The 24,123-nt window shown below is 56.7% G+C and carries 22 protein-coding genes; 7 read left to right on the top strand and 15 right to left on the bottom strand.

Annotated elements, in window-relative coordinates; translation table 11 throughout:
• Positions 1-17 precede the first annotated feature (17 nt).
• The 10 genes from atpA to mnmG all read right to left on the bottom strand — a co-directional run bounded on the left by atpA (position 18) and on the right by mnmG (position 8,728).
• Positions 18-1,562 carry a F0F1 ATP synthase subunit alpha gene (gene atpA / locus UB23_RS21110; protein ID WP_028620322.1) on the bottom strand — a complete coding sequence of 515 codons (1,545 nt, stop codon included), beginning with the start codon at positions 1,560-1,562 and terminating at the stop codon, positions 18-20.
• Between the two features lie 21 nt (positions 1,563-1,583).
• On the bottom strand, positions 1,584-2,120 hold the full coding sequence (locus tag UB23_RS21105) for a F0F1 ATP synthase subunit delta (protein ID WP_008027533.1): 537 nt from the start codon (positions 2,118-2,120) through the stop codon (positions 1,584-1,586).
• A gap of 12 nt (positions 2,121-2,132) precedes the next feature.
• Positions 2,133-2,603: a F0F1 ATP synthase subunit B gene (locus UB23_RS21100; RefSeq protein ID WP_008027535.1), complete on the bottom strand. Its 471-nt coding sequence runs from the start codon at positions 2,601-2,603 to the stop codon at positions 2,133-2,135.
• A 54-nt stretch (positions 2,604-2,657) separates the two neighbouring features.
• Complete coding sequence (atpE, locus tag UB23_RS21095; protein WP_002555987.1) at positions 2,658-2,915, bottom strand: F0F1 ATP synthase subunit C; 258 nt, start codon at positions 2,913-2,915, stop codon at positions 2,658-2,660.
• Positions 2,916-3,048: 133 nt separating this feature from the next.
• On the bottom strand, positions 3,049-3,918 hold the full coding sequence (gene atpB, locus UB23_RS21090) for a F0F1 ATP synthase subunit A (protein ID WP_045061244.1): 870 nt from the start codon (positions 3,916-3,918) through the stop codon (positions 3,049-3,051).
• Between the two features lie 16 nt (positions 3,919-3,934).
• Positions 3,935-4,342 (bottom strand): F0F1 ATP synthase subunit I, encoded by a 408-nt coding sequence (locus UB23_RS21085; protein ID WP_010465473.1) that lies wholly within the window; start codon positions 4,340-4,342, stop codon positions 3,935-3,937.
• 148 nt (positions 4,343-4,490) lie between these two features.
• Positions 4,491-5,363 carry a ParB/RepB/Spo0J family partition protein gene (locus tag UB23_RS21080; RefSeq protein ID WP_045061243.1) on the bottom strand — a complete coding sequence of 291 codons (873 nt, stop codon included), beginning with the start codon at positions 5,361-5,363 and terminating at the stop codon, positions 4,491-4,493.
• A gap of 9 nt (positions 5,364-5,372) precedes the next feature.
• Positions 5,373-6,170: a ParA family protein gene (locus tag UB23_RS21075; RefSeq protein WP_007934331.1), complete on the bottom strand. Its 798-nt coding sequence runs from the start codon at positions 6,168-6,170 to the stop codon at positions 5,373-5,375.
• An 18-nt stretch (positions 6,171-6,188) separates the two neighbouring features.
• Positions 6,189-6,833: a 16S rRNA (guanine(527)-N(7))-methyltransferase RsmG gene (rsmG, locus tag UB23_RS21070; RefSeq protein WP_045061242.1), complete on the bottom strand. Its 645-nt coding sequence runs from the start codon at positions 6,831-6,833 to the stop codon at positions 6,189-6,191.
• Positions 6,830-8,728 carry a tRNA uridine-5-carboxymethylaminomethyl(34) synthesis enzyme MnmG gene (mnmG, locus tag UB23_RS21065; protein WP_045061241.1) on the bottom strand — a complete coding sequence of 633 codons (1,899 nt, stop codon included), beginning with the start codon at positions 8,726-8,728 and terminating at the stop codon, positions 6,830-6,832. Before mnmG ends, rsmG begins: the two co-directional genes overlap by 4 nt.
• A 593-nt stretch (positions 8,729-9,321) precedes the next feature.
• On the opposite strand from mnmG, the gene UB23_RS21060 reads away from it, so the two are divergent.
• The 3 genes from UB23_RS21060 (at position 9,322) to UB23_RS21050 (ending at position 13,317) form a co-directional block, all read left to right on the top strand.
• Positions 9,322-9,828: a sigma-70 family RNA polymerase sigma factor gene (locus tag UB23_RS21060; RefSeq protein WP_045061256.1), complete on the top strand. Its 507-nt coding sequence runs from the start codon at positions 9,322-9,324 to the stop codon at positions 9,826-9,828.
• Positions 9,828-10,775, top strand: a complete 948-nt coding sequence (locus UB23_RS21055) for a FecR domain-containing protein (RefSeq protein ID WP_045061240.1) — start codon at positions 9,828-9,830, stop codon at positions 10,773-10,775. The genes UB23_RS21060 and UB23_RS21055 overlap by 1 nt, the downstream gene beginning before the upstream one ends.
• A gap of 109 nt (positions 10,776-10,884) precedes the next feature.
• Complete coding sequence (locus UB23_RS21050) at positions 10,885-13,317, top strand: TonB-dependent siderophore receptor (RefSeq protein ID WP_045061239.1); 2,433 nt, start codon at positions 10,885-10,887, stop codon at positions 13,315-13,317.
• A gap of 48 nt (positions 13,318-13,365) precedes the next feature.
• Here the strand turns inward: UB23_RS21050 and mnmE are convergent, their stop codons facing one another.
• The 5 genes from mnmE to rpmH form a co-directional block, all read right to left on the bottom strand.
• Positions 13,366-14,736: a tRNA uridine-5-carboxymethylaminomethyl(34) synthesis GTPase MnmE gene (gene mnmE / locus UB23_RS21045; protein WP_045061238.1), complete on the bottom strand. Its 1,371-nt coding sequence runs from the start codon at positions 14,734-14,736 to the stop codon at positions 13,366-13,368.
• Positions 14,737-14,815: 79 nt separating this feature from the next.
• A complete protein-coding gene (gene yidC / locus UB23_RS21040; protein ID WP_045061237.1) occupies positions 14,816-16,501 on the bottom strand; it encodes a membrane protein insertase YidC in 1,686 nt (561 codons plus the stop codon).
• Positions 16,502-16,503: 2 nt separating this feature from the next.
• The gene (yidD, locus tag UB23_RS28795; protein ID WP_052966011.1) at positions 16,504-16,749 is read right to left on the bottom strand and encodes a membrane protein insertion efficiency factor YidD; all 246 of its coding nucleotides are present in this window, start codon (positions 16,747-16,749) and stop codon (positions 16,504-16,506) included.
• Entirely contained in the window at positions 16,742-17,143 is a 402-nt protein-coding gene (gene rnpA / locus UB23_RS21035; protein ID WP_045061255.1) for a ribonuclease P protein component, read from the bottom strand. Before rnpA ends, yidD begins: the two co-directional genes overlap by 8 nt.
• A 16-nt stretch (positions 17,144-17,159) precedes the next feature.
• On the bottom strand, positions 17,160-17,294 hold the full coding sequence (rpmH, locus tag UB23_RS28790) for a 50S ribosomal protein L34 (RefSeq protein ID WP_003213577.1): 135 nt from the start codon (positions 17,292-17,294) through the stop codon (positions 17,160-17,162).
• Between the two features lie 565 nt (positions 17,295-17,859).
• Here rpmH and dnaA point away from each other — a divergent pair.
• Genes dnaA through gyrB form a run of 4 tightly spaced genes read left to right on the top strand, consistent with a single transcriptional unit; the run spans position 17,860 to position 24,072 of the window.
• Positions 17,860-19,383, top strand: coding sequence for a chromosomal replication initiator protein DnaA (dnaA, locus tag UB23_RS21030; protein ID WP_045061236.1), 1,524 nt, complete (start codon positions 17,860-17,862; stop codon positions 19,381-19,383).
• Between the two features lie 38 nt (positions 19,384-19,421).
• On the top strand, positions 19,422-20,525 hold the full coding sequence (gene dnaN / locus UB23_RS21025) for a DNA polymerase III subunit beta (protein ID WP_007948106.1): 1,104 nt from the start codon (positions 19,422-19,424) through the stop codon (positions 20,523-20,525).
• 20 nt (positions 20,526-20,545) lie between these two features.
• Positions 20,546-21,649, top strand: a complete 1,104-nt coding sequence (gene recF / locus UB23_RS21020; protein WP_045061235.1) for a DNA replication/repair protein RecF — start codon at positions 20,546-20,548, stop codon at positions 21,647-21,649.
• A gap of 5 nt (positions 21,650-21,654) precedes the next feature.
• A complete protein-coding gene (gyrB, locus tag UB23_RS21015) occupies positions 21,655-24,072 on the top strand; it encodes a DNA topoisomerase (ATP-hydrolyzing) subunit B (RefSeq protein ID WP_045061234.1) in 2,418 nt (805 codons plus the stop codon).
• Positions 24,073-24,123 lie beyond the last annotated feature (51 nt).

The following is a 24,123-nucleotide window of genomic DNA, read 5'->3' as shown; positions in this document are numbered from 1 at the left end:
GCGGCTCCCGCTGCGGCTTACCAGGTTTGGGTGGCCTTGAACTTCTCGATACCGGCTTTCATGCCAGCGTCGATTTCGTCATTGAAGTCACCCTTCACGTTGATCTTCGCCATCAAATCGGCGTGATCGCGGTTGAAGAAAGCAATCAGCGCTTGTTCGAAGCTGCCGATCTTGGCGATTTCAACGTCAGTCAGGAACCCACGCTCAGCGGCATACAGCGACAGCGCCATGTCAGCGATCGACATTGGTGCGTATTGCTTCTGCTTCATCAGCTCGGTAACGCGCTGACCATGCTCAAGTTGCTTACGGGTCGCTTCGTCCAGGTCAGAAGCGAACTGGGCGAATGCCGCCAGTTCACGGTACTGAGCCAGAGCGGTACGGATACCACCGGAGAGCTTCTTGATGATCTTGGTCTGAGCGGCACCACCCACACGGGATACCGAAACACCGGCGTTCACAGCAGGACGGATCCCGGAGTTGAACATGGCCGATTCCAGGAAGATCTGACCGTCGGTGATGGAAATCACGTTGGTCGGAACGAACGCGGAAACGTCGCCAGCCTGGGTTTCGATGATCGGCAGTGCGGTCAGGGAACCGGTTTTGCCGGTCACTGCGCCGTTGGTGAACTTCTCTACGTATTCTTCCGAAACGCGGGATGCGCGCTCCAGCAGACGGGAGTGGAGATAGAACACGTCGCCTGGGTAAGCTTCACGGCCTGGTGGACGGCGCAGCAGCAGGGAAATCTGGCGGTAAGCCACTGCTTGCTTGGAGAGATCGTCATAAACGATCAGCGCGTCTTCACCGCGGTCGCGGAAGAATTCACCCATGGTGCAACCGGAATACGGAGCCAGGAACTGCAGTGCTGCAGATTCCGAAGCGCTCGCGGCAACGACGATGGTGTTAGCCAGTGCGCCGTTTTCTTCCAGCTTGCGAACCACGTTGGCGATGGTCGATTGCTTCTGACCGATCGCTACGTAGACGCAGAAAATACCGCTGTTTTTCTGGTTGATGATCGCGTCGATCGCCAGAGCGGTTTTACCGATCTGACGGTCACCGATGATCAGCTCACGCTGGCCACGGCCGACAGGGATCATGGCATCGACAGCCTTGTAGCCAGTCTGTACAGGCTGGTCTACCGACTTACGCCAGATCACGCCTGGAGCAACTTTCTCGACCGCGTCGGTCTCGGTGTTGCCCAGTGGACCTTTGCCGTCAACAGGGTTACCCAGTGCGTCGACTACGCGACCCAGCAGTTCCTTACCAACCGGAACTTCGAGGATGCGGCCAGTGCACTTGGCGCTCATGCCTTCAGCCAGAGACTGGTAGGAGCCCAAAACTACGGCACCTACGGAGTCCTGCTCCAGGTTGAGAGCCATACCGAAGACGCCGCCCGGAAACTCGATCATCTCGCCGTACATTACGTCGGCCAGACCGTGAATCCGCACGATACCGTCAGATACGCTGACGACAGTGCCTTCGTTACGGGCTTGGGAGGTCACATCGAGCTTGTCGATGCGGCCCTTGATAATTTCACTTATTTCGGAAGGATTGAGTTGCTGCATTGCTCTGCTGCCCCTTCAAACTCAAGATTTCAATGCTTCGGCTAGGCTCGCGAGTTTGCCGCGAACCGAGCCATCGATAACCAGGTCGCCGGCGCGGATGACAATGCCCCCAATAAGGGATTTGTCTTCCTCGACTTGCAGGCGCACTTCCCGGTTGAGTCGTGCACTGAGAACCTTGGCGAGTTTGTCTTGCTGTTCTTGGTTCAATGCAAAAGCACTGGTCACTTCAACGTCTACCGACTTCTCTTGTTCAGCCTTGTACAGGTCGAACAGAGCGGATATCTCCGGCAAAAGCGGGAGACGGTCGTTTTCGGCAACGACGTTGATGAAGTTCTGTGCCTTGGCATCAAACTTGTCGCCGCACACGTCAATAAACGTGGCGGCCTTGTCTGCGCTCGTCAGTCGCGGGGCCTTGAGCACGCGCTGCATGGTGTCGTCTTGCGACACTGCTGCAGCCAGGCCGAGCATGGCTGACCAAGAGGCCAGTTGCTGGTGGGCCTGGGCGTGCTCGAAGGCTGCCTTAGCGTAAGGTCGGGCCAACGTGGTCAATTCTGCCATGATCGCCCTCGCTTAAATTTCAGCAGCCAGTTTGTTTACCAGCTCCGCGTGCGCGTTTTGATCGATTGTGGCACCCAGGATCTTCTCGGCGCCGCCGACAGCCAGAGCACCCAGTTGGGCACGCAGAGCGTCTTTGACACTGTTCAGTTCCTGTTCGATCTCGGCCTGAGCCTGAACCTTCACACGGTCAGCGTCGATACGGGCTTTTTCAACAGCCTCTTCAACAATCTGGTTACCGCGTTTCTTGGCTTGCTCAATGATTTCGGCTGCCTGAGCTTTCGCTTCGCGCAGTTGCTGACCCGCTTTATCTTGGGCCAGCTCCAGGTCGCGAGCTGCTCGGGCGGCAGCGTCCAGTCCATCCGCGATCTTCTTCTGACGTTCGTGCAAAGCCGCGATGACCGGAGGCCACACGAACTTCATGCAAAACAGTACAAAAATGAAGAACGCAACGGACTGGCCAATCAGGGTTGCATTAATGTTCACGCCAACACCTCGCTCGTTCGTTGCACATCACACCAATTACTCGAAGGCGAGTAATTAGCCAGCGAGTTGACCAACGAATGGGTTCGCGAAAGTGAAGAACAGAGCGATACCAACACCGATCATGGTTACGGCGTCGAGCAGACCGGCAACGATGAACATTTTAACTTGCAGCATTGGAACCATCTCTGGCTGACGCGCTGCGCCTTCCAGGAACTTGCCACCCAACAGGCCGAAACCAATTGCGGTACCCAGTGCGCCCAGGCCGATCAACAGTGCAACAGCGATAGCGGTTAGACCAACTACAGTTTCCATCTTTCCTCCCGACTTTTACGTCGTATGGTTTAGGTTTTTTAGATTTTAAAGCGGTAAAACAAATCGTTTCATAGCCCTGTTAGGGCACCCACCCGTTTGACCGGGTGGGACATCAGACCAGTCGAGACTGATCTTAATGGTTCTCTTCGTGCGCCATCGACAGGTAGACGATGGTCAGCATCATGAAGATAAACGCCTGCAGGGTGATGATCAGGATGTGGAACACAGCCCACGCCCACTGCAGAACTATGCCCAGGCCGCTAAGCCAGAGCAGACCGCTGCCGAACATCACAGCAATCAGAATGAAGACCAGCTCGCCGGCGTACATGTTGCCGAACAGACGCAGTGCCAGGGAGATAGGCTTGGCGATCAGCGTCACGAACTCCAGCAGGAAGTTCACCGGAATCAGCAGGGCTTGAAGAAAAATGTTCTTGCTGCCGAAAGGGTGCAGGGTCAGTTCGCCGATGAAGCCGCCGATACCCTTGACCTTGATGCTGTAGAAAATGATCAACGCGAACACCGACAGGGCCATGCCCAGGGTAGCGTTCGGGTCAGTGGTGGACACGGCACGGAACGGAATGTGCGCATCGCCAGTGATCAGGATGGCCAGCTGAGGAATCCAGTCAACCGGGATCAGGTCGACGGCGTTCATCAGGAAGACCCAGACGAAGATAGTCAGTGCCAGCGGTGCAATCACCGGGCTACGGCCATGGAAGCTGTCTTTCACGCTGCCATCGACGAATTCGACCAATACTTCAACGAAGTTCTGCAAAGCACCAGGCTGACCGGATGTCGCTTTCTTTGCCGCCATGCGGAAAAGAAGAACGAAAATCAGACCCAAAGCGACCGACCAGCCGAGAGTATCGACGTGGAAAGCCCAGAAGCCCATTTCTTTGGCCTCTGCTGCGGTGTGGGCAAAACCCCACCCGCCTGTTGGGTGCTGACCGAAGGTCAGGTTCTGCAAGTGGTGCTGGATATAGCCCGAAGCGGTTGTCTCTGCCATGGTTGCCTCAAACGCCCTAAGGTCTCGAAAGTCTTGTTCTCATCAGCAGGGGCGCGAACCAGCTGACCAGTTGGGTCAACACGAAGACGCCGAATACAGCTAGCGGCGCCAATGGCTTCACACCTGCAAACGTCAATGCAAAGAGCACTGCCGTCAAAATCAGTTTGCCCGCCTCACCGGCATAAAAAGACCGGACGATGGCTTGGGCTGCTCGGGCGCCGGAAAACCGAAATGCCCTGTGAGCGAAATAAACATTGGGCAGCAAGGCTATCAGGCCTCCGCAAAGTCCCGAGTACCCGGCAACGACTCCGTGCCATTGCCAAAGCGCCAAAGCGGCGATCAGCAAAACGACAAATTGAGCCATTAACACCGGAAAAACTGCCAGGCGATGGAACGGCAAGCGGTTTGGCGTGCGGCTTTCCATCACTTTTGCTCTCCAATGGTCGGCTGCCAGAATTCAATAACTTGGCATAATTTGTGCCGACAAAATGCGCGCAGAGTATAGGGGCGGTTCAGCCCCTATTCAACTGTCAGGTAGTGATTTCCGACTGCTCGCTACATGAGGAAATGTTTCAGCGAATGTGTGCAAGGACGCCCTGGAGCTCATCCAGAGAGTTGTAGCCAATCACCAATTGGCCCTTGCCCTTCTTTCCGTGCCTGATCTGCACCGCAGAGCCCAGGCGCTCGGCCAGGCGCTGTTCCAGCCTGGCGATATCCGGGTCTGGTTTCGCCGGTTCAACAGGCTCCGGTTTGCCATTCAGCCACTGCCGAACCAGTGCCTCGGTTTGGCGCACGGTCAGCCCTCGTGCGACAACATGTCGCGCCCCTTCAACCTGCTGATTCTCCGGTAAACCGAGCAACGCACGAGCGTGGCCCATTTCCAGGTCCCCATGGGACAGCATGGTCTTGATTACTTCGGGCAACGCGATCAAGCGTAGCAGGTTGGCTACGGTCACGCGGGATTTACCCACCGCTTCTGCCACTTGCTGCTGGGTCAGCTGGAATTCCTGCTGCAAACGCTGCAGGGCCACCGCCTCCTCGACAGGATTCAGGTCTTCGCGCTGGATGTTCTCGATCAGCGCCATGGCAATCGCAGTCTCGTCCGGCACGTCACGCACCATTGCGGGGATCGTTTCCTGGCCCGCCTGCTGGCTCGCACGCCAACGGCGCTCGCCGGCAATGATTTCAAAACGCCCGCCACCGATTGGACGAACCACAATCGGTTGCATCACGCCCTGGGCCTTGATGGACTGCGCCAGCTCCTCCAGCGCCTGGGGATCCATGTCCCGGCGCGGCTGATACTTGCCCCGCTGGATCAGGTCCAGCGGCAGGTGCTGCAGCTCGCGCTGATCAGCCTGGACCGCCTGCTCTTCAAGCGAACTGACGGTAGGACCGCTCAGCAGTGCATCCAGTCCACGTCCGAGACCTCGTTTCTTGACGGCCATGGGGATTCCTTAAGTTGCCTGAGCAGCGGCTGTACGTGAATTTTTGCGTTGGCGACGAACCATCTCGCCCGCCAAAGCCAGGTAGGCAATGGCGCCCCGCGATGATTTGTCGTACGCCAGCGCCGGCATGCCGTAACTCGGCGCTTCCGCCAAGCGGATGTTGCGCGGAATAACGGTGTCGTAGAGCTGATCGCCAAAATGTTCCTTGAGCTGCGCCGACACATCGTTCATCAGGCTCAGTCGCGGGTCGTACATGGTCCGCAGCAGGCCTTCGACCTTCAGGTTCGGATTGAGCAGCTCGGCGATGCGCTTGATGTTATCCACAAGGTCGCTCAGGCCTTCCAGTGCGAAATATTCGCACTGCATGGGGATAATTACCCCGTCAGCGGCAACCAGGGCGTTGAGCGTGAGCATCGACAGCGAAGGTGGGCAGTCGATCAAAATGTAATCGTAGTTCTCGCGGATTGGCGCCAGCGCGCTGCGCAGACGACTCTCCTTCATCTGCATTTCCAGCAGAACCACTTCGGCAGCAGTCAGGTCACGGTTGGCCGGCAGCAGTTGGTAACCACCGTGCTCGGAGTAGTGCATGGCCTGAGCCAGGTCACACTCACCGATCAACAGGTCGTAGACCGAGTTTTCCAGGCCGTGCTTGTCCACACCGCTACCCATGGTGGCGTTGCCCTGTGGATCGAGATCGATCAACAGCACCCGACGCTTGGTGGCGACCAGGGATGCTGCGAGGTTGATGCAGGTGGTGGTTTTACCCACACCACCTTTCTGGTTCGCAATCGCGAATACCTTAGCCATTCTTGCTTTTGTTCCCAATCATGCCGTGCGGCGCAGTATCAGCAGATGGCGTTGGCCTTGGCAACCAGGTACGGCCAGGGCGTGTTCGCTATCGAGGTGGAAGTCTGCCGGCAATGCTACCAGCTCATCGGCCGGATGAACGCCCTTCATTGCCAGCCAACGTGTGTTGCTGTCGCCAAGGTGGCGAGTCCAGTTGCTGAAGTTTTCCATGCTGCTGAAAGCCCGGGAGATGATCCCGTTGAATGGCTCGGCAGGCTGGAAAGCTTCGACGCGACTGTGGATAACTTGCAGGTTGCCCAGTTTCAGCTCGAGTTTGACCTGGGTCAGGAACCGGGTTTTCTTGCCGTTGCTGTCGAGGCAGGTCACTTGCGACTGCGGAAACAGGATGGCCAACGGGATGCCGGGCATCCCGCCGCCGCTGCCGACGTCGAGCCAGCGACCGTCTTGGACGAATGACATCACGCTCAAACTGTCGAGCAGGTGGCGGGAAACCATTTCATCCGGATCACGGACGGCGGTCAGGTTGTAGGCCTTGTTCCATTTGATCAACAGGGCCAGGTAACCCAGCAGCTGTGCGTGCTGGGTTTCGGTCAGTGTGACACCGAGCTGGCGCGCACCTGTGGATAACTCTTCGGCGTGTTGCGAGGTGACCAACGAACTCAAGCGCTTTGCTCCAACTGACGGCCCGCGCCGCGTTTTTTCAAATGAATCATCAACAGCGAAATGGCTGCCGGGGTAACGCCGGGAATACGTGACGCCTGACCCAGTGTCTCAGGACGGGTCGCACCGAGTTTGCCCTGGATCTCCTTGGAGAGACCGGAGATATTCGTGTAATCGATATCCACAGGCAATTTGGTGTCTTCGCTGGCCCGAAGACGAGCAATTTCGTCCTGTTGCCGGTCGATGTAGCCGGCGTACTTGGTCTTGATCTCGACCTGCTCGGCAACCTGTGGATCTTCTGCACCCCCACCGGTCACGGCGATCAGGCCAGCGTAGTCGATTTCCGGACGGCTCAGCAGGTTGAGCAAGTTGTATTCGTGAGTCAGCGGGGTGCCGAATTTCTCGGAAATGGCATCGCCCTGCTCGGTACCCGGGCGCACCCAGGTACTTTTCAAACGTTGTTCTTCCAGCGCAATGCTTTCGCGTTTGGTGCAGAACGCCGCCCAGCGGGCGTCATCCACCAGGCCAAGCTCGCGACCTTTTTCGGTGAGGCGCAGGTCGGCGTTGTCTTCGCGCAGGATCAGGCGGTACTCCGCACGGGAGGTAAACATCCGGTACGGTTCCTGAGTACCCAGGGTAATCAGGTCGTCGACCAATACTCCGATGTACGCCTCGTCGCGGCGCGGGCACCAGGCATCTTTGCCTTGTGCACGCAGTGCAGCATTGGCTCCGGCCAGCAAACCCTGGGCGCCGGCTTCTTCGTAACCGGTGGTGCCGTTGATTTGCCCGGCAAAAAACAGGCCGGCGATTACTTTGGTTTCCAGGCTGTACTTCAGGTCGCGGGGATCGAAATAGTCGTATTCGATCGCATAACCCGGGCGAACAATGTGCGCATTTTCCATGCCTCGGATCGACTGCACGATCTGTAATTGCACGTCGAACGGCAACGAAGTGGAAATCCCGTTGGGATACAGCTCGTTGGTGGTCAAACCTTCAGGTTCGATGAATACCTGATGGCTTTCCTTGTCGGCAAAGCGATGGATCTTGTCTTCAATCGATGGGCAATAACGCGGCCCGATGCCCTCGATCATCCCGGCAGCCGAGTACATCGGCGATCGATCAAGGTTGGCGGCAATGATTTCGTGGGTGCGGGCGTTGGTATGGGTAATCCAGCAGCTCACCTGCCGCGGGTGCTGCTCCTTGGAGCCCATGAACGACATCACCGGAATCGGGGTATCGCCGGCTTGCTCGGTCATCATCGAAAAATCGACTGAGCGGCTGTCGATGCGCGGCGGCGTTCCGGTTTTCAGGCGTCCCACCCGCAGCGGCAGCTCGCGCAGACGTTGAGCCAGGGCGATTGAGGGCGGATCACCGGCACGACCACCGGAAAAATTCTGCATCCCGATGTGGATAAGTCCACCCAGGAAGGTGCCGGTTGTCAGTACCACCGAATCTGCCAGAAAGCGCAGGCCCATTTGGGTAACGACACCACGCACCTGATCCTGCTCGACGATGACGTCATCGGCCGCTTGTTGAAATATCCACAGGTTCGGCTGGTTTTCCAGGATTTCGCGGACAGCTGCCTTGTACAGAACCCGATCGGCTTGAGCGCGAGTTGCACGCACGGCCGGGCCTTTGCGGCTGTTCAACACGCGAAACTGAATTCCGCCTTTGTCAGTAGCCATGGCCATCGCGCCGCCCAGGGCGTCGATTTCCTTGACCAGGTGACTTTTGCCAATGCCGCCAATAGCGGGATTGCAGCTCATGGCACCGAGGGTTTCCACGTTATGCGTCAGCAACAGGGTTTTTGCCCCCATACGTGCTGAGGCCAGTGCTGCCTCGGTACCGGCATGACCGCCGCCGATGACGATCACTTCAAAACGGGAAGGGAAATCCACCACGCACCTCGTGCCTGCTTTCAGTTGGGTAATCAGGAATGGTTTGAGCTCAGGTTTCTGGACCTGGTCGACAAGTATAGGGACTTCGCCGTTCCTAAAGAACCCTTTGCACAAAATTTAACCAGCTGTGGAGAAGTCAGGGTTATAGAAATTAAAAAGAGAGAAATTTATTAAATCTTTGTTTTTATGTTTATTTTTACTGAGGCACCTTTCTGTGGATAGATCCCTACAGGCCTTTATATTCAATATGTACAGAGATTCAAAACCCTGTGTTCATGTGCCAATGAGTCCTTGGGATAACCGCTTTAAGCCTGTGGATTAAAGTGGTGGTTATCCACAGGTGCGGTTATGTTCAGTTTTCGAGCCCTGTTATCAACTGCCCTTAGTGGCAGTTATTCACAGGGCTTAATCCGAAGTTTTTTGAAGTTTCCTGGAAATGACGGCAAAAAAACTCCCCCCAGACACCTTCCCGTCGGGCGCGAGCGATTGAAAAAAGTAAATTTGAAGGAGGAGCTTTGCGTGGTGAGCGCTATTGTGGGACGGCGCAGTGGAAGTTAATAATAGGCATTATCATTAACCAGCCTGATGCCCTTATGTCCCTACCCACCCATACGGCAGCCGTTCAGCACATCTACGAGCAGCACCATTCCTGGTTGTATGGATGGCTCAAGGGCAAGCTGCATGATGCGTGCGATGCTGCGGATGTCGCACATGACACCTTTGTGCGCATCCTGGGCTCACGTAATGCCATGCACATTCGCGAACCCCGTGACTATCTGGCAACGGTAGCCAGAGGGTTGGTGATTGACCGTTATCGTCGACGCGCTATCGAGGTGGCCTACCTGGAAACATTGGCAGCCAGGTCCGAAATTACGGTCATCAGTGAGGAGGACAAGGCGCTCATTATCGAAACCCTGATAGCTGTGGATAAAGCCCTGGCCAGCCTGGGTACGCGCACGCAGCGAATCTTTATGCTGTCGCAGATCGAGGGGCTGACTTATCAACAGATTGCAGCAGAGCTCAAGGTGTCGCTGACAACAGTGAAGAAACACATGGTCCGTGCTCTTACCGAATGTTCCTTGATCATGGCAGGGTTGTGATGGCGATGGCGCCGGATCGTCAAGTGTTCGAAGCGGCTGCTGGCTGGTACGTGCAGTTCCAGGCCGAACCGCCTACGCCAGCACAGCAACAAGCCTGGCAGCACTGGGTAGACAGCAATCCAGCGCACCTCGCCGCGTGGAACCAGATGGAGCAAATGCAAAGGCACTTGGGGGCAATGCCCAGGGATCTGGCTAGACGCGCCCTGACTCATGGCCAAAATCGTCGGCAGATGCTCAAACTCTTGCTGATAGTCGCCGGCACCGGCTATGTCGGTTGGAACGCCCAGAAATACACGACGCTGGGTAACGTCTGGGCGGATTATTCAACCACCGTGGGTCAACGCCGGAAAATCGAGCTGGCCGATGGTACTCAGTTGCACCTGAACACCCAGACCGCGGTGGATGTGCTGTTCGATGATCAGCAACGGTTGATTCGATTGCGCTCCGGGGAAATTCTTTTAAGCACTGGCAAGCTTGGCGACCAACGGCCCTTCATCGTCGAAACCCGCGATGGTCGGATACAGGCGTTGGGTACACGTTTTTCGCTGCAGCAATTTTCAGGCTCGACACGTGTTGGTGTACTGGAGGACCGGGTGAACGTGCAACCAACCAGTGCTTCCACTGGTTCGCGAATACTCCAAGCAGGAGAAGGCATTGATTTGCGCAGTGACCGCTTAGGCGCCATTCACCCTTATCGGTCATCGCAAGCAGCCTGGATCAACGGCCAGCTCATCGTATTGGATACCCCGCTGGGTGAGGTGCTGGGGGAACTGGCTCGATATCGGTCGGGAGTTATCCACTGTGATGAGGGGGCTGCGAAGTTGCGGGTATCCGGGACTTTTCGACTGGACGCTACCGACGCTGTGCTGGCCAATCTGCAAGCCTCCTTGCCTATTAGTGTGCGCTATTTCACTCGTTACTGGGTGTCGGTCGGTCACGCTGGCTGAGCCTGGAGAAAAATAGGTAGCGACAGGGTTATCTTTTTTTATCCTGACACGGCCCTACAGGTAATCGCGACTCACGCGGCTCTTCGCCACCTTCAGGGCTCATCCACTCATGCGTCTTCCTAAGTTCCGCAAGCGTTTTTCCCACCACTGCCTCGCCTACGGTTTATTGATAGCCACTGCTGCAGGTTGCCTGCTGACACACAACGCAATGGCAGCCAGTTCTTCGCAACGCTTTACCATTGACGCGGGACCACTGGATGGAGCGCTGAGTCAGTTGGCGGCGGCGGCCAATGTGATCCTGTCGTTCTCGCCGCAGCAGACCGCTCGGTTGCGAACCGGGGGGGTGGCAGGTAACTACTCGATCGATGAGGGTTTTCAGTTATTACTCGAAGGCTCTGGGTTGCAGGCGGTGCCGAGTGCTCCCGGCAGCTACATACTCCAGCCAGTACCAGAGAATGGACCCCTGGTCCTGGGCGCCACCAATATCAATGCCTCGCAACCTGGTCAAATGAGCCTCGACTACTCGGCAGACGTTGGCTACAACGCAAAAAATAGTCGAGTCGGGACCAAGACCAGCACACCGCTGTCTGAAACCCCGCGCTCGGTGTCGGTGGTCACCAGTCAGCGGATCAGGGATCAAAAATCCCAGACCCTTACCGATGTGCTGGGTTACGTACCCGGCATTTTTGCGCCGCCCTTTGCCGCGGGCGATAGCCTCGCCGGCGACCTGTTTTTCATCCGTGGTTTTAACGCTACCGACTATGGATATGGTCTGTTGCGAGATGGCTTGCGGGTGCAAGGCAATCGGTACGACACCAGCACCGAACCGTACGGGCTGGAGCGAGTAGAGATTTTTCGCGGTCCTTCCTCATTGCTCTATGGCGAAAACGCCCCTGGTGGCCTGGTCAACATCGTGAGCAAACGCCCAACTGCCTCCCCCCAGGGCGAGGTGCAACTGAGCTACGGTTCCAACCATCGTCGCCAATTGGGTGTCGACGTGGCCGGTGCGCTCAATGACAGCGGCAACATTCTCGGCCGGATGGTGATGCTGGGACGCAATGCCGACACCCAAACTGATCACGTGCCGGATGATCGGATCTACATCGCCCCCTCCTTGACCCTCAACTTCGATGACTACAACACCTTGACCCTGCTGGCCAACTACCAGAAGGATCACACCAACATGGAGCTCGGTCTGCCTGCCGCAGGTACCTTACTCAACAATCCCAATGGCAAGTTATCCAAGCACACCATGCTCGGCGACCCGGACTGGAACACCTTCGAAAGGGAAACGTGGAGCACCGGATATGAATTTACCCACAGCGTCAATGACGACTGGCAGTTCCGGCAGAACTCGCGCTACATGCAGTCCAGGATCACCCGTCACGAAACCTGGCCCGGCAATCTGAATAATGCAGGCTTTGGTACCCGCCTGAACGTGACTGCCTATGACCGCTTCAACAAGTCGATGGTGTATTCGCTGGATAATCAGCTGGAAGGCAAGTTCGAGGTGGGCGGCCTGGAAAACACCGTGCTGTTTGGCGGCAGCTTTGATCGCACTTCCTTCAATCAGGAATGGAATGCAGGCTTCGTCGGGCCAATCGACATATATAACCCGGTTTACCTGCGCGATCCGTTGACCCCCATCGCGGTGCAGAACACCTTGCTGGAACAGCAAATGCAAGGTGCCTATGCGCAGATCCAGAGCAAGTACGATCACTGGCTTTTCTTGTTGGGAGGTCGTCAGGACTGGGTGGACAGCGATTTCCGCGACAAAGTAGCTTCGGCCAGCAATATCGGTTCTGAGGACAGGAAGTTCACCTACCAGGGCGGCGTGATGTACCAGTTCGACAACGGCCTGACGCCGTACGTCAGCTATTCCACTGCGTTTGTGCCCGTGCAGCAGATTTCCAACTCGGGTGCGCCGTTGGACCCGATCACCAGCAGCCAGTATGAAGTGGGTCTGAAATACGAACCCATCGGCTGGGACACGGCATTCACCGCCTCGGTGTATGACTTGCGCAAGAAAGACGATACGTACTTTGACGCAACTACTTCCACCTATCGCCAAGTGGGTGAAAGCCGTGCCAAAGGCGTGGAGCTGGAACTCAACAGCAGCCTGACGCCAAATCTGAACGTGACGGCCGCCTACACCTACACCGATGCACGCATCACCAAGGACTCCGCCACCTCGCTGGTCAAGGATCACCAGATGACGGGGGTTCCGCGGAATCAGGCGTCGGTTTGGGCCAAGTATCGCTTCCTCGAAGGCAGCCTCAAGGGACTGTATGCAGGTGGCGGTGTGCGGTACTTCGACAGCGCGTTCGCCTACACGGCGCCGTCCCTGTACGGAAAGCTGGATGCGGGTGATGTCACCCTGGTGGATGCGGCCGTGGGCTATCAGATCGACCGCAACTGGACGGTCGACGTGAATGCAAAGAACGTCTTCGACAAGGAGTATGTGGCTGGGTGTAATGATGCGGGGCGGTGCTATTGGGGCGAAAGCCGAACCTTACTGGGCTCGGTTTCCTATAACTGGTAAGTAACAGTCAGAAAAAGGGCTGTGGATAACGTATCCCCAGCCCTTTTTTTACTTGCCGATACAAAAACTCGAAAATATCCGCCCCAGTAAATCATCGGAGCTGAACGCACCGGTGATTTCTCCCAGGGAATGCTGCGCCTGTCGCAGATCCTCGGCCAGCAACTCCCCGGCACCTGCCAGTGTCAGTTGCGCTCGGCCGTGCTCGAGGGATGCGCTGGCATGGCGCAACGCCTCAAGGTGGCGTCGACGGGCACTGAAGCTACTTTCAGAGGTTTGCTCGTAGCCCATGCACGCCTTGAGGTGATCTCGCAGCAGTTCCAGGCCGGCGCCGGCGGACTTGGCACTCAGGTTGATAGTGACATGGCCATCCTCGCTGACTTCCAGTGCAATGGCTTCGCCTGTCAGGTCAGCCTTGTTGCGGATCAATGTGACCTTGGCCGGGTCCGGGCGCACTTCGAGGAATTCGGGCCATAAGGCAAACGGATCAAGCGCTTCCGGTGCGGTGGCATCGACTACCAGCAGCACCCGATCCGCTTCGCTAATGGCCTTCAAGGCCCTTTCCACCCCAATCTTTTCCACATGATCATCGGTATCCCGCAGACCGGCCGTATCGACTACATGCAGCGGCATGCCATCGATGTGGATATGTTCGCGAAGAATGTCCCGGGTAGTACCGGCAATCTCGGTGACGATCGCAGCCTCGCGACCCGCCAGGGCATTTAGCAGGCTGGATTTACCAGCATTCGGTCGACCGGCGATGACTACGGTCATACCGTCGCGCAGCAAGGCACCCTGCCCGGCTTCACGCAGTACTGTGGATAACTCGTCTCGCACTTTGTCGAGCATGCTCAGGACATGGCCATCGGCGAGGAAGTCGATTTCCTCCTCCGGGAAGTCGATGGCCGCTTCAACGTAGATCCGCAGGCCAATCAACTGCTCGGTAAGGTTATGCACCCGCTGGGAAAAAGCTCCCTGCAGAGAACGCAGCGCATTTCGCGCGGCCTGTGCGGAACTGGCTTCGATCAGGTCAGCGATAGCTTCGGCCTGGGCCAGATCGAGTTTGTCGTTGAGAAATGCCCGTTCGCTGAACTCGCCCGGGCGAGCCAGACGACACCCCAGTTCCAGGCAGCGCTTGAGCAACATGTCCAGGACGACCGGGCCGCCGTGGCCCTGAAGTTCCAGTACATCCTCGCCGGTGAACGAATTCGGGCCCGGGAAATACAGGGCCAGCCCCTGGTCCAGCACCTCTTCGTTGCCGTCGAGGAAAGGTCCGTAGTGGGCATATCGGGGTTTCAGTTCGCGGCCGCTGAAGGCTTTGGCAGCAACACTGGCCAGTGGCCCCGAAATGCGCACGATGCCCACGCCACCGCGACCTTGTGCAGTTGCGACAGCGGCGATGGTTTCACGAGGAACGCTCATAAACCGATATCCAGACAAAAATGACAGATAGCAAAACGCCCCACTAGGGGGCGTTCTGAGTGGTTATCCACAGTGTAAATCAGGCAGCTGCTTTAGTAGCCGCTTCGACTTTACGCGTGATGTACCACTGTTGGGCGATGGACAGGCAGTTGTTGACTACCCAATACAGCACCAGACCAGCCGGGAACCACAGGAAGAAGAAGGTGAAGATGATTGGCATCAGCTTCATCACCTTGGCCTGCATCGGATCCGGTGGAGTCGGGTTCAACTGCTGCTGGATGAACATGGTTGCGCCCATGATGATCGGCAGAATGAAGAACGGATCCTTGATGGACAGGTCAGTAATCCACAGCATGAACGGCGCCTGGCGCATTTCCACGCTTTCCAGCAGAACCCAGTACAGGGAAAGGAAAACCGGCATCTGCACGAGGATTGGCAAGCAACCACCCAGCGGATTGATCTTCTCTTTCTTGTACAGCTCCATCATGGCTTGCGACATTTTCTGCCGGTCGTCGCCATGTTGCTCTTTCAGCGCGGCCAGTTTCGGTGCCACTGCACGCATACGTGCCATGGATTTGTAGCTGGCAGCCGACAGTGGGAAGAAGATCCCCTTGATCAGCATGGTCAGGAAGATAATCGACCAACCCCAGTTACCGACCAACGCGTGGATGTGTTGCAACAGCCAGAAAATCGGCTGGGCAATGAACCACAGAATGCCGTAGTCGACGGTCAGTTCCAGGCCTGGGGACAACTCTTTCAGCACAGCCTGGCTTTTCGGACCCGCGTAGAGAACCGCACTGGTTTCAGCTTTGGCACCTGGCGCAACAGTAATTGCCGGACCGGTGAAGCCGATGATGTAGTTGCCTTTGCTGTCTTTACGGGTCTGGACGACGTTGTTTTCGCCCTTCGCCGGAATCCATGCTGTTACGAAGTAATGCTGCAACCAGGCAACCCAACCACCGCTGACGGTTTCCTTCAGCTGGGCCTTGTCCATGTCTTTCATGGACACTTTCTTGTACGGCTCGTTACTTGTCCACAGGGCAGCGCCCAGATAAGTGGCAGTACCGGTGGCCGTAGTCGAGGATGGGTCGCCGCTGGCGTCACGCTTGAGTTGGGCGAACATCGCGCCAGACCAAGGTTGAGCGCTCTCGTTGTCGATCAGGTACGAAACGGTTACGTCATACAGGCCACGTTTCACGGTGAAACGCTTGATGTAATTGACGCCGTCCTTGCTGAACTTCAGGTCCACGACCATTTGGTCCTGGCCATCAGCCAGCTGGTAAACCTTCTTCTCCGAGGAGTAAATCGGGCGACCGGCCGGGCTCGCGTCCGGACCATTGGTGCCGATCAAACCGCTTTGAGCCAGATAAGTGCGCTCATTGCCGTTGTCGAACAACTGGAACGGAATTTCCGGATGGTCCTGGCGACGTGGATACAGCGGCAGTGTCAGTTGGGCAACGTCACCACCCTGTGGATCGACTGCCAGGTCGAGCACATCCGTTTTGATGCGGATGAGGTCTTTGCTTGCCGCTACCGGAGTTTCAGCAGGAGCAGTTGCACTGGTATCGCTTGGGGCGCGCGGAATGTCGTCACTGACAGAAGCATTATTGCCAGTCGCCGTATCCGGTAGGCCCGGTGCGGTAGTACTGGAAGCAACATTCTGAGTCGGCAGGGCAGTTTGACCGTAGTCCTGGTTCCATTTAAGGACCATAACGTAGGCCACGATTGCCAGGGCGACGATCAGGATCGTGCGTTTGATATCCATGATTACTCGGCCATCGAAGAAGAACGGGAGGTAGGGATAGATGGAACCGGGTCATAACCACCGGGATTCCACGGATGACAGCGACCTAAACGACGAAAGGTCAGCCAGCCACCGCGCAGAAGGCCATGATTTTCTATGGCTTCATACGCGTAGCAGGAACAACTGGGGTAGAAGCGACAGTGACTGGCCATCAGAGGACTAATGGCATAGCGATAAAACTGGATCGGAACGAGTGCCAGTTTACGCATCGGGACTGTCTACCCCTACAGTTTCGGTTTTGACTGCTGGTACCGGCGTGCTGCGTGCCAGACGCTTCCAGAGTTTGCCGAAATGCTGAATCAATTCGGGGTTTTCTACGTCACCCAAACCTTTGCGCGCGACGATAACAATGTCCCAACCGACCAGTGATTCCTGGTGCAGACGGAACGATTCGCGCATCAGACGTTTGAGGCGATTGCGCTCGACGGAGAGCTTTACGCTCTTTTTCCCGATAACCAGCCCGAGACGGGGGTGATCGAGATCGTTATTGCGCGCAAGGAGCAGGAGATTTTTCCCCGGAACCTTGCCGGTAGGGGAGTCAAAGACTGCCTTGAAATGCCGGGGGGTAAGCAAACGCTTCTCCCGACTGAAGTCCTGACTCACCTCCAGTGCCGGATTATCAAACTGCCAGACGCGCACGACCTTTGGCGCGACGACGCGACAGGACGGCGCGACCGTTTTTGGTAGCCATGCGAGCACGGAAACCGTGGGTACGAGCGCGTTTGATAGTGCTTGGTTGGAAAGTACGTTTCATTGTCGTGTTACCTGGTTCGTCCACAACGGGCCGGAATGGCCCCCGTTTTAAGAGACCGGGGATTCTAGAGAAAGCAAGCCTCTAGGTCAATTTCCAACCAGCGTTTCCTTATAAATAGATCTGCTGGCGATTCCTGGTGCCTGACAACCTGTAGATATAGAAATAAAGAAGGAAAGTATTTAAAGCTTTTTTGTAAAGCTTATAAAAGCTAAGCAGGCACTTTGCTGTGGATAACTACCTTGGGGCCAGGTAATACGCGGTGTACAGAGAATGACAACTACCGTGGTAAACGGTGGTCAGCCTGTGCTGCGCTGTCGGATAAGCTGTGGGTGAAAGGCATGTTTATCCACAGGCAGGTTATCCACCGAGTTTCCCCCCTACTTGTGCAATGACCTTAACCCCGGTTATCCACAGAGCTTATGCACAGACCATTGGTCGCCTTTTTTCCCTATAAAGCGTTGATTCTTCTTGGTGGATGAACAACCTTCGTGTGGATAAGTCGGCGCCTGATCGTTACAATGGCCGCTTGTTTTTGCCTCACCGGCTTTCAACTTAGGGGATATCCGTGTCAGTGGAACTTTGGCAGCAGTGCGTGGAGCTTTTGCGCGATGAGCTGCCTGCCCAACAATTCAACACTTGGATCCGTCCACTACAGGTCGAAGCCGAAGGCGACGAGCTGCGTGTCTACGCGCCGAATCGTTTTGTTCTCGACTGGGTCAACGAAAAGTATCTGAGTCGTGTTCTTGAGCTGCTGGATGAGCATGGCAATGGCTCGATGCCGGCGCTGTCCTTATTAATAGGCAGCAAACGCAGTTCGGCGCCGCGGGCGGCACCCAATGCTCCGCTGGCCGCCGCCGCGTCCCAGGCTCAGGCCGCACAGGCTCCGGTCAGTTCACCAGCGCCTGCGCCCGCTGCCCCGCAGCAGAGCAAACGCTCGACGCAAAAAATTGCCGATGTCAGCGAAGAACCGTCCCGGGACAGTTTCGACCCGATGGCCGGTGCCAGTTCGCAACAGGCCCCGATTCGCGCTGAACAGCGCACGGTGCAGGTCGAAGGTGCGCTCAAGCACACCAGCTACCTGAACCGCACTTTTACCTTCGAGAACTTCGTCGAGGGCAAGTCCAACCAACTCGCCCGCGCTGCGGCCTGGCAGGTTGCGGACAACCCCAAGCATGGCTACAACCCGCTCTTCCTTTATGGCGGCGTCGGCTTGGGTAAGACCCACTTGATGCACGCTGTGGGTAACCACCTGTTAAAGAAGAATCCGAATGCGAAGGTTGTATACCTGCATTCCGAGCGTTTCGTGGCCGACATGGTCAAGGCGTTGCAGCTGAATGCAATCAACGAATTCAAGCGCTTCTACCGTTCAGTGGATGCGCTGTTGATCGATGACATTCAATTCTTCGCCCGCAAGGAACGTTCTCAGGAAGAGTTTTTCCACACCTTCAACGCTTTGCTCGAAGGTGGCCAGCAGGTCATTCTCACCAGTGACCGCTATCCGAAAGAAATCGAAGGCCTTGAAGAACGCCTGAAATCCCGTTTCGGCTGGGGCCTGACGGTTGCAGTCGAACCGCCGGAACTGGAAACCCGTGTCGCGATCCTGATGAAGAAGGCCGACCAGGCCAAGGTTGATCTGCCGCACGACGCCGCGTTCTTCATTGCCCAGCGCATTCGCTCCAACGTGCGAGAACTGGAAGGCGCGCTTAAACGCGTGATCGCCCACTCGCACTTCATGGGTCGCGATATCACCATCGAGTTGATCCGCGAATCCCTGAAGGATCTGTTGGCGCTACAAGACAAACTGGTCTCTGTGGATAACATTCAGCGCACGGTCGCCGAGTACTACAAGATCAAGATCTCCGACCTGCTGTCCAAGCGTCGTTCTCGCTCGGTGGCACGTCCGCGTCAGGTGGCCATGGCGTTGTCCAAGGAGCTGACCAACCACAGCCTGCCGGAAATCGGCGATGTGTTTGGCGGCCGTGACCATACGACGGTTTTGCACGCCTGCCGCAAGATCAACGAACTTAAGGAATCCGACGCGGACATCCGCGAGGACTACAAGAACCTGCTGCGTACACTGACCACTTGATGACACCAGCGCAGCTTATTAAGGCAAGGGACTAGACCATGCATTTCACCATTCAACGCGAAGCCCTGTTGAAACCCCTGCAACTGGTCGCAGGCGTCGTCGAACGCCGACAGACCTTGCCGGTGCTTTCCAACGTGCTGCTGGTTGTCGAAGGCCAGCAACTGTCGCTGACCGGTACCGACCTGGAAGTCGAGCTGGTCGGTCGTGTACAGCTCGAAGAGCCGGCAGACCCGGGTTCCATCACTGTGCCTGCGCGCAAGTTGATGGACATCTGCAAGAGCCTGCCGAATGACGCGCTGATTGATATCAAGGTTGACGAGCAAAAGCTCGTGGTGAAAGCCGGTCGTAGCCGCTTTACCCTCTCGACGCTGCCAGCCAATGATTTCCCGACTGTTGAGGAAGGACCAGGTTCGCTGACGTGCAGCCTGGAGCAAAGCAAGTTGCGTCGTCTGATCGAGCGCACCAGCTTCGCCATGGCCCAGCAAGATGTGCGCTATTACCTCAATGGCATGCTTCTGGAAGTGTCGGCCGGAATCATCCGCGCCGTGGCCACCGACGGCCACCGCCTGGCGATGTGCTCAATGCAGGCGGATATCGGTCAACCGGATCGTCACCAGGTGATCGTGCCACGCAAGGGCATCCTTGAACTGGCGCGTCTGCTCACCGAGCCGGATGGCATCGTCAGCATCGTGTTGGGCCAGCACCATATTCGTGCTACCACAGGTGAGTTCACCTTCACCTCCAAACTGGTAGACGGCAAATTCCCCGACTACGAGCGTGTCCTGCCTAAAGGTGGTGACAAGCTGGTTCTCGGCGATCGTCAGGCACTGCGTGAAGCCTTCAGCCGCACCGCGATTCTGTCCAACGAAAAGTATCGTGGCATCCGCCTGCAACTGGCCAATGGTCAGCTGAAGATCCAGGCCAACAACCCTGAGCAGGAAGAGGCAGAGGAAGAAGTGGGCGTTGAGTACAACGGCGGCTCCCTGGAAATCGGCTTCAACGTCAGCTATTTGCTCGACGTGCTGGGCGTGATGACCACTGAGCAGGTTCGCCTCATTCTGTCCGACTCCAACAGCAGCGCGCTGGTGCAGGAGTCCGACAACGACGACTCGGCCTACGTTGTCATGCCGATGCGTCTGTAATCATGCTCAGCAGAAGCTAGATGTCATTAAGTCGCGTCTCGGTCACCGCGGTGCGCAATCTGCACCCGGTGACCCTCTCCCCCTCCCCTCGAATCAATATTCTTTACGGCGCCAACGGCAGCGGTAAGACCAGCGTATTGGAAGCGATCCATCTGCTGGGCCTGGCCCGTTCGTTTCGCAGCACCCGGCTGCTCCCCGTTATTCAGTACGAGCAGCTGGCGTGCACCGTGTTCGGTCAAGTCGAGCTAGCCGACGGCGGCCATAGCGCCCTGGGGGTCTCGCGCGACCGCCAGGGTGAGTTCCAGATCCGCATAGATGGGCAAAACGCTCGTAGCGCAGCCCAGCTGGCCGAGATCCTGCCTTTGCAGCTAATCAACCCAGATAGCTTCCGGCTGCTCGAAGGCGCGCCGAAAATTCGTCGGCAGTTTCTCGACTGGGGTGTGTTCCACGTGGAACCACGATTCATGTCCACCTGGCAACGGTTGCAGAAGGCCCTGCGCCAGAGAAACTCTTGGCTTCGGCATGGTACACTTGACGCCGTTTCGCAAGCGGTTTGGGACAGGGAACTGTGCCAGGCCAGCGCGGAAATCGATGAATACCGTCGCGCCTATATCAAAGCCTTGAAACCAGTCTTTGAACAAACCCTGAGCGAGTTGGTTGAGCTTGAAGGTTTGACGCTCAGCTATTACAGAGGCTGGGACAAAGACCGCGAACTGAGTGCAGTGCTCGCCGGTTCCGTGCAACGGGATCAGCAAATGGGCCATACCCAGGCCGGACCACAACGCGCTGATTTGCGTCTCAGATTGGGCGCACATAACGCTGCGGACATCTTGTCCCGCGGTCAGCAGAAGCTGGTGGTTTGTGCATTACGCATTGCCCAGGGGCACTTGGTCAGCCAAGCCCGTCGCGGCCAGTGTATTTATCTGGTGGATGACCTGCCGTCCGAATTGGATGAGCATCACCGCCGCGCGCTTTGCCGCTTGTTGGAAGACTTACGCTGCCAGGTATTTATCACCTGTGTAGATCATGAATTATTGAGGGAAGGCTGGCAGACGGAAACGCCAGTCGCTTTGTTCCACGTGGAACAGGGCCGTATCACCCAGACCCACGACCATCGGGAGTGAAGGCATTGAGCGAAGAAAATACGTACGACTCAACGAGCATTAAAGTGCTGAAAGGCCTGGATGCCGTACGCAAACGTCCCGGTATGTACATTGGTGACACCGACGATGGCAGCGGTCTGCACCACATGGTGTTCGAGGTGGTCGATAACTCGATCGACGAAGCTCTCGCCGGCCACTGCGACGACATCAGCATTATTATCCACCCGGATGAATCCATCACCGTTCGCGATAACGGCCGTGGCATCCCGGTTGACGTGCACAAGGAAGAAGGCGTTTCTGCAGCCGAGGTCATCATGACCGTGCTGCACGCCGGCGGTAAGTTCGACGATAACTCCTACAAGGTATCCGGCGGTCTGCACGGTGTCGGTGTATCGGTTGTGAACGCCCTGTCCGAAGAGCTTATCCTCACAGTACGACGCAGTGGCAAGATCTGGGAACAGACCTATATCCATGGCGTTCCGAAAGAGCCGATGAAAATCGTCGGCGAGAGTGAAACTACTGGCACCCAGATCCACTTCAAGCCTTCCGACCTGACCTTCAAGAATATCCACTTCAGCTGGGATATCCTGGCCAAGCGGATTCGTGAACTGTCGTTCCTGAACTCCGGTGTTGGCATCGTCCTCAAGGATGAGCGTAGCGGCAAGGAAGAGCTGTTCAAATATGAAGGCGGCCTGCGCGCGTTCGTTGAATACCTGAACACCAACAAGACTCCGGTCAACCAGGTGTTCCACTTCAACATCCAGCGTGAAGATGGCATTGGCGTAGAAATCGCCTTGCAGTGGAATGACAGCTTCAACGAGAACCTGTTGTGCTTCACCAACAACATTCCGCAGCGCGACGGCGGTACTCACCTGGTGGGTTTCCGTTCGGCGTTGACGCGTAACCTGAACACTTACATCGAAGCCGAGGGCTTGGCGAAGAAGCACAAAGTTGCCACTACAGGTGACGATGCGCGCGAAGGCCTGACCGCGATCATTTCGGTGAAAGTCCCGGATCCGAAGTTCAGCTCCCAGACCAAGGACAAGCTGGTTTCTTCCGAAGTGAAGACCGCTGTCGAACAGGAAATGGGCAAGTACTTCTCCGACTTCCTGCTGGAAAACCCGAACGAAGCCAAGCTGGTCGTCGGCAAGATGATCGACGCCGCTCGTGCCCGTGAAGCAGCACGTAAAGCCCGTGAGATGACCCGTCGCAAGGGCGCGCTGGATATCGCCGGCCTGCCCGGCAAACTGGCTGACTGCCAGGAAAAAGACCCTGCCCTCTCCGAACTGTATCTCGTGGAAGGTGACTCTGCTGGCGGCTCCGCCAAGCAGGGACGTAATCGTCGTACCCAGGCCATCCTGCCGTTGAAGGGCAAGATTCTCAACGTTGAGAAAGCCCGCTTCGACAAGATGATCTCTTCGCAGGAAGTAGGCACCTTGATCACGGCGCTCGGCTGCGGCATCGGTCGTGACGAGTACAACATTGAGAAACTGCGTTATCACAACATCATCATCATGACCGATGCTGACGTCGACGGTTCGCACATCCGTACCCTGCTGCTGACCTTCTTCTTCCGTCAGTTGCCCGAGCTGATCGAGCGTGGCTACATCTACATCGCCCAGCCGCCTCTGTACAAGGTCAAGAAAGGCAAGCAAGAGCAGTACATCAAAGACGATGACGCCATGGAAGAATACATGACGCAATCGGCCCTGGAAGATGCCAGCCTGCACTTGAATGAAGAGGCACCGGGTATCTCTGGTGAAGCCCTTGAGCGCCTGGTGAATGATTTCCGCCTGGTGATGAAGACCCTCAAGCGTCTGTCGCGCCTGTACCCTCAGGAGCTGACCGAGCACTTCATCTACCTGCCTGCAGTCAGCATGGAGCAACTGTCCGATCATGCAGCCATGCAGGAGTGGTTGGCCAAGTTCGAAGTTCGCCTACGTACCGTTGAGAAGTCGGGTCTGGTCTATAAGGCTAGCCTGCGTGAAGACCGTGAACGTAACGTTTGGCTGCCTGAGGTCGAGCTGATCTCCCACGGCTTGTCGAACTACGTGACGTTCAACCGCGACTTCTTCGGCAGCAACGATTACAAGACCGTTGTCTCGCTGGGCGCCCAGTTGAGCACCCTGCTGGACGAAGGCGCGTATATCCAGCGTGGCGAACGCAAGAAGGCCGTCACCGAGTTCAAGGAAGCGCTTGAATGGTTGATGGCCGAAAGCACCAAGCGGCACACCATTCAGCGATACAAAGGTCTGGGCGAGATGAACCCGGATCAGCTGTGGGAGACCACCATGGACCCTGCGCAGCGCCGTATGCTGAAGGTGACCATCGAAGACGCCATTGGCGCGGACCAGATCTTCAACACCCTGATGGGTGATGCGGTCGAGCCTCGCCGTGACTTCATCGAGAGCAACGCCTTGGCGGTTTCGAATCTGGACTTCTGATCCAGTGTAGGTAACCCAGCCAAACAAAAAGGCCAACGCAAGCGTTGGCCT

The sequence above is a fragment of the Pseudomonas sp. ES3-33 genome, assembly GCF_000952175.1.
Classification (GTDB): Bacteria; Pseudomonadota; Gammaproteobacteria; order Pseudomonadales; family Pseudomonadaceae; genus Aquipseudomonas; species Aquipseudomonas gregormendelii.
The sequence above is the reverse complement of the archived record's forward strand: the minus strand, read 5'-3'. Positions and strand labels throughout refer to the sequence as shown.

Coding starts and splice junctions, on each gene's coding strand:
- atpA (WP_028620322.1), bottom strand. CDS start 1,562: ATGCAGCAACTCAATCCTTCCGAAATAAGTGAAATTATCAAGGGCCGC.
- UB23_RS21105 (WP_008027533.1), bottom strand. CDS start 2,120: ATGGCAGAATTGACCACGTTGGCCCGACCTTACGCTAAGGCAGCCTTC.
- atpE (WP_002555987.1), bottom strand. CDS start 2,915: ATGGAAACTGTAGTTGGTCTAACCGCTATCGCTGTTGCACTGTTGATC.
- atpB (WP_045061244.1), bottom strand. CDS start 3,918: ATGGCAGAGACAACCGCTTCGGGCTATATCCAGCACCACTTGCAGAAC.
- UB23_RS21085 (WP_010465473.1), bottom strand. CDS start 4,342: ATGGAAAGCCGCACGCCAAACCGCTTGCCGTTCCATCGCCTGGCAGTT.
- UB23_RS21080 (WP_045061243.1), bottom strand. CDS start 5,363: ATGGCCGTCAAGAAACGAGGTCTCGGACGTGGACTGGATGCACTGCTG.
- UB23_RS21075 (WP_007934331.1), bottom strand. CDS start 6,170: ATGGCTAAGGTATTCGCGATTGCGAACCAGAAAGGTGGTGTGGGTAAA.
- UB23_RS21060 (WP_045061256.1), top strand. CDS start 9,322: ATGTCCCTACCCACCCATACGGCAGCCGTTCAGCACATCTACGAGCAG.
- UB23_RS21055 (WP_045061240.1), top strand. CDS start 9,828: ATGGCGATGGCGCCGGATCGTCAAGTGTTCGAAGCGGCTGCTGGCTGG.
- UB23_RS21050 (WP_045061239.1), top strand. CDS start 10,885: ATGCGTCTTCCTAAGTTCCGCAAGCGTTTTTCCCACCACTGCCTCGCC.
- mnmE (WP_045061238.1), bottom strand. CDS start 14,736: ATGAGCGTTCCTCGTGAAACCATCGCCGCTGTCGCAACTGCACAAGGT.
- yidC (WP_045061237.1), bottom strand. CDS start 16,501: ATGGATATCAAACGCACGATCCTGATCGTCGCCCTGGCAATCGTGGCC.
- yidD (WP_052966011.1), bottom strand. CDS start 16,749: ATGCGTAAACTGGCACTCGTTCCGATCCAGTTTTATCGCTATGCCATT.
- rpmH (WP_003213577.1), bottom strand. CDS start 17,294: ATGAAACGTACTTTCCAACCAAGCACTATCAAACGCGCTCGTACCCAC.
- dnaN (WP_007948106.1), top strand. CDS start 19,422: ATGCATTTCACCATTCAACGCGAAGCCCTGTTGAAACCCCTGCAACTG.
- recF (WP_045061235.1), top strand. CDS start 20,546: ATGTCATTAAGTCGCGTCTCGGTCACCGCGGTGCGCAATCTGCACCCG.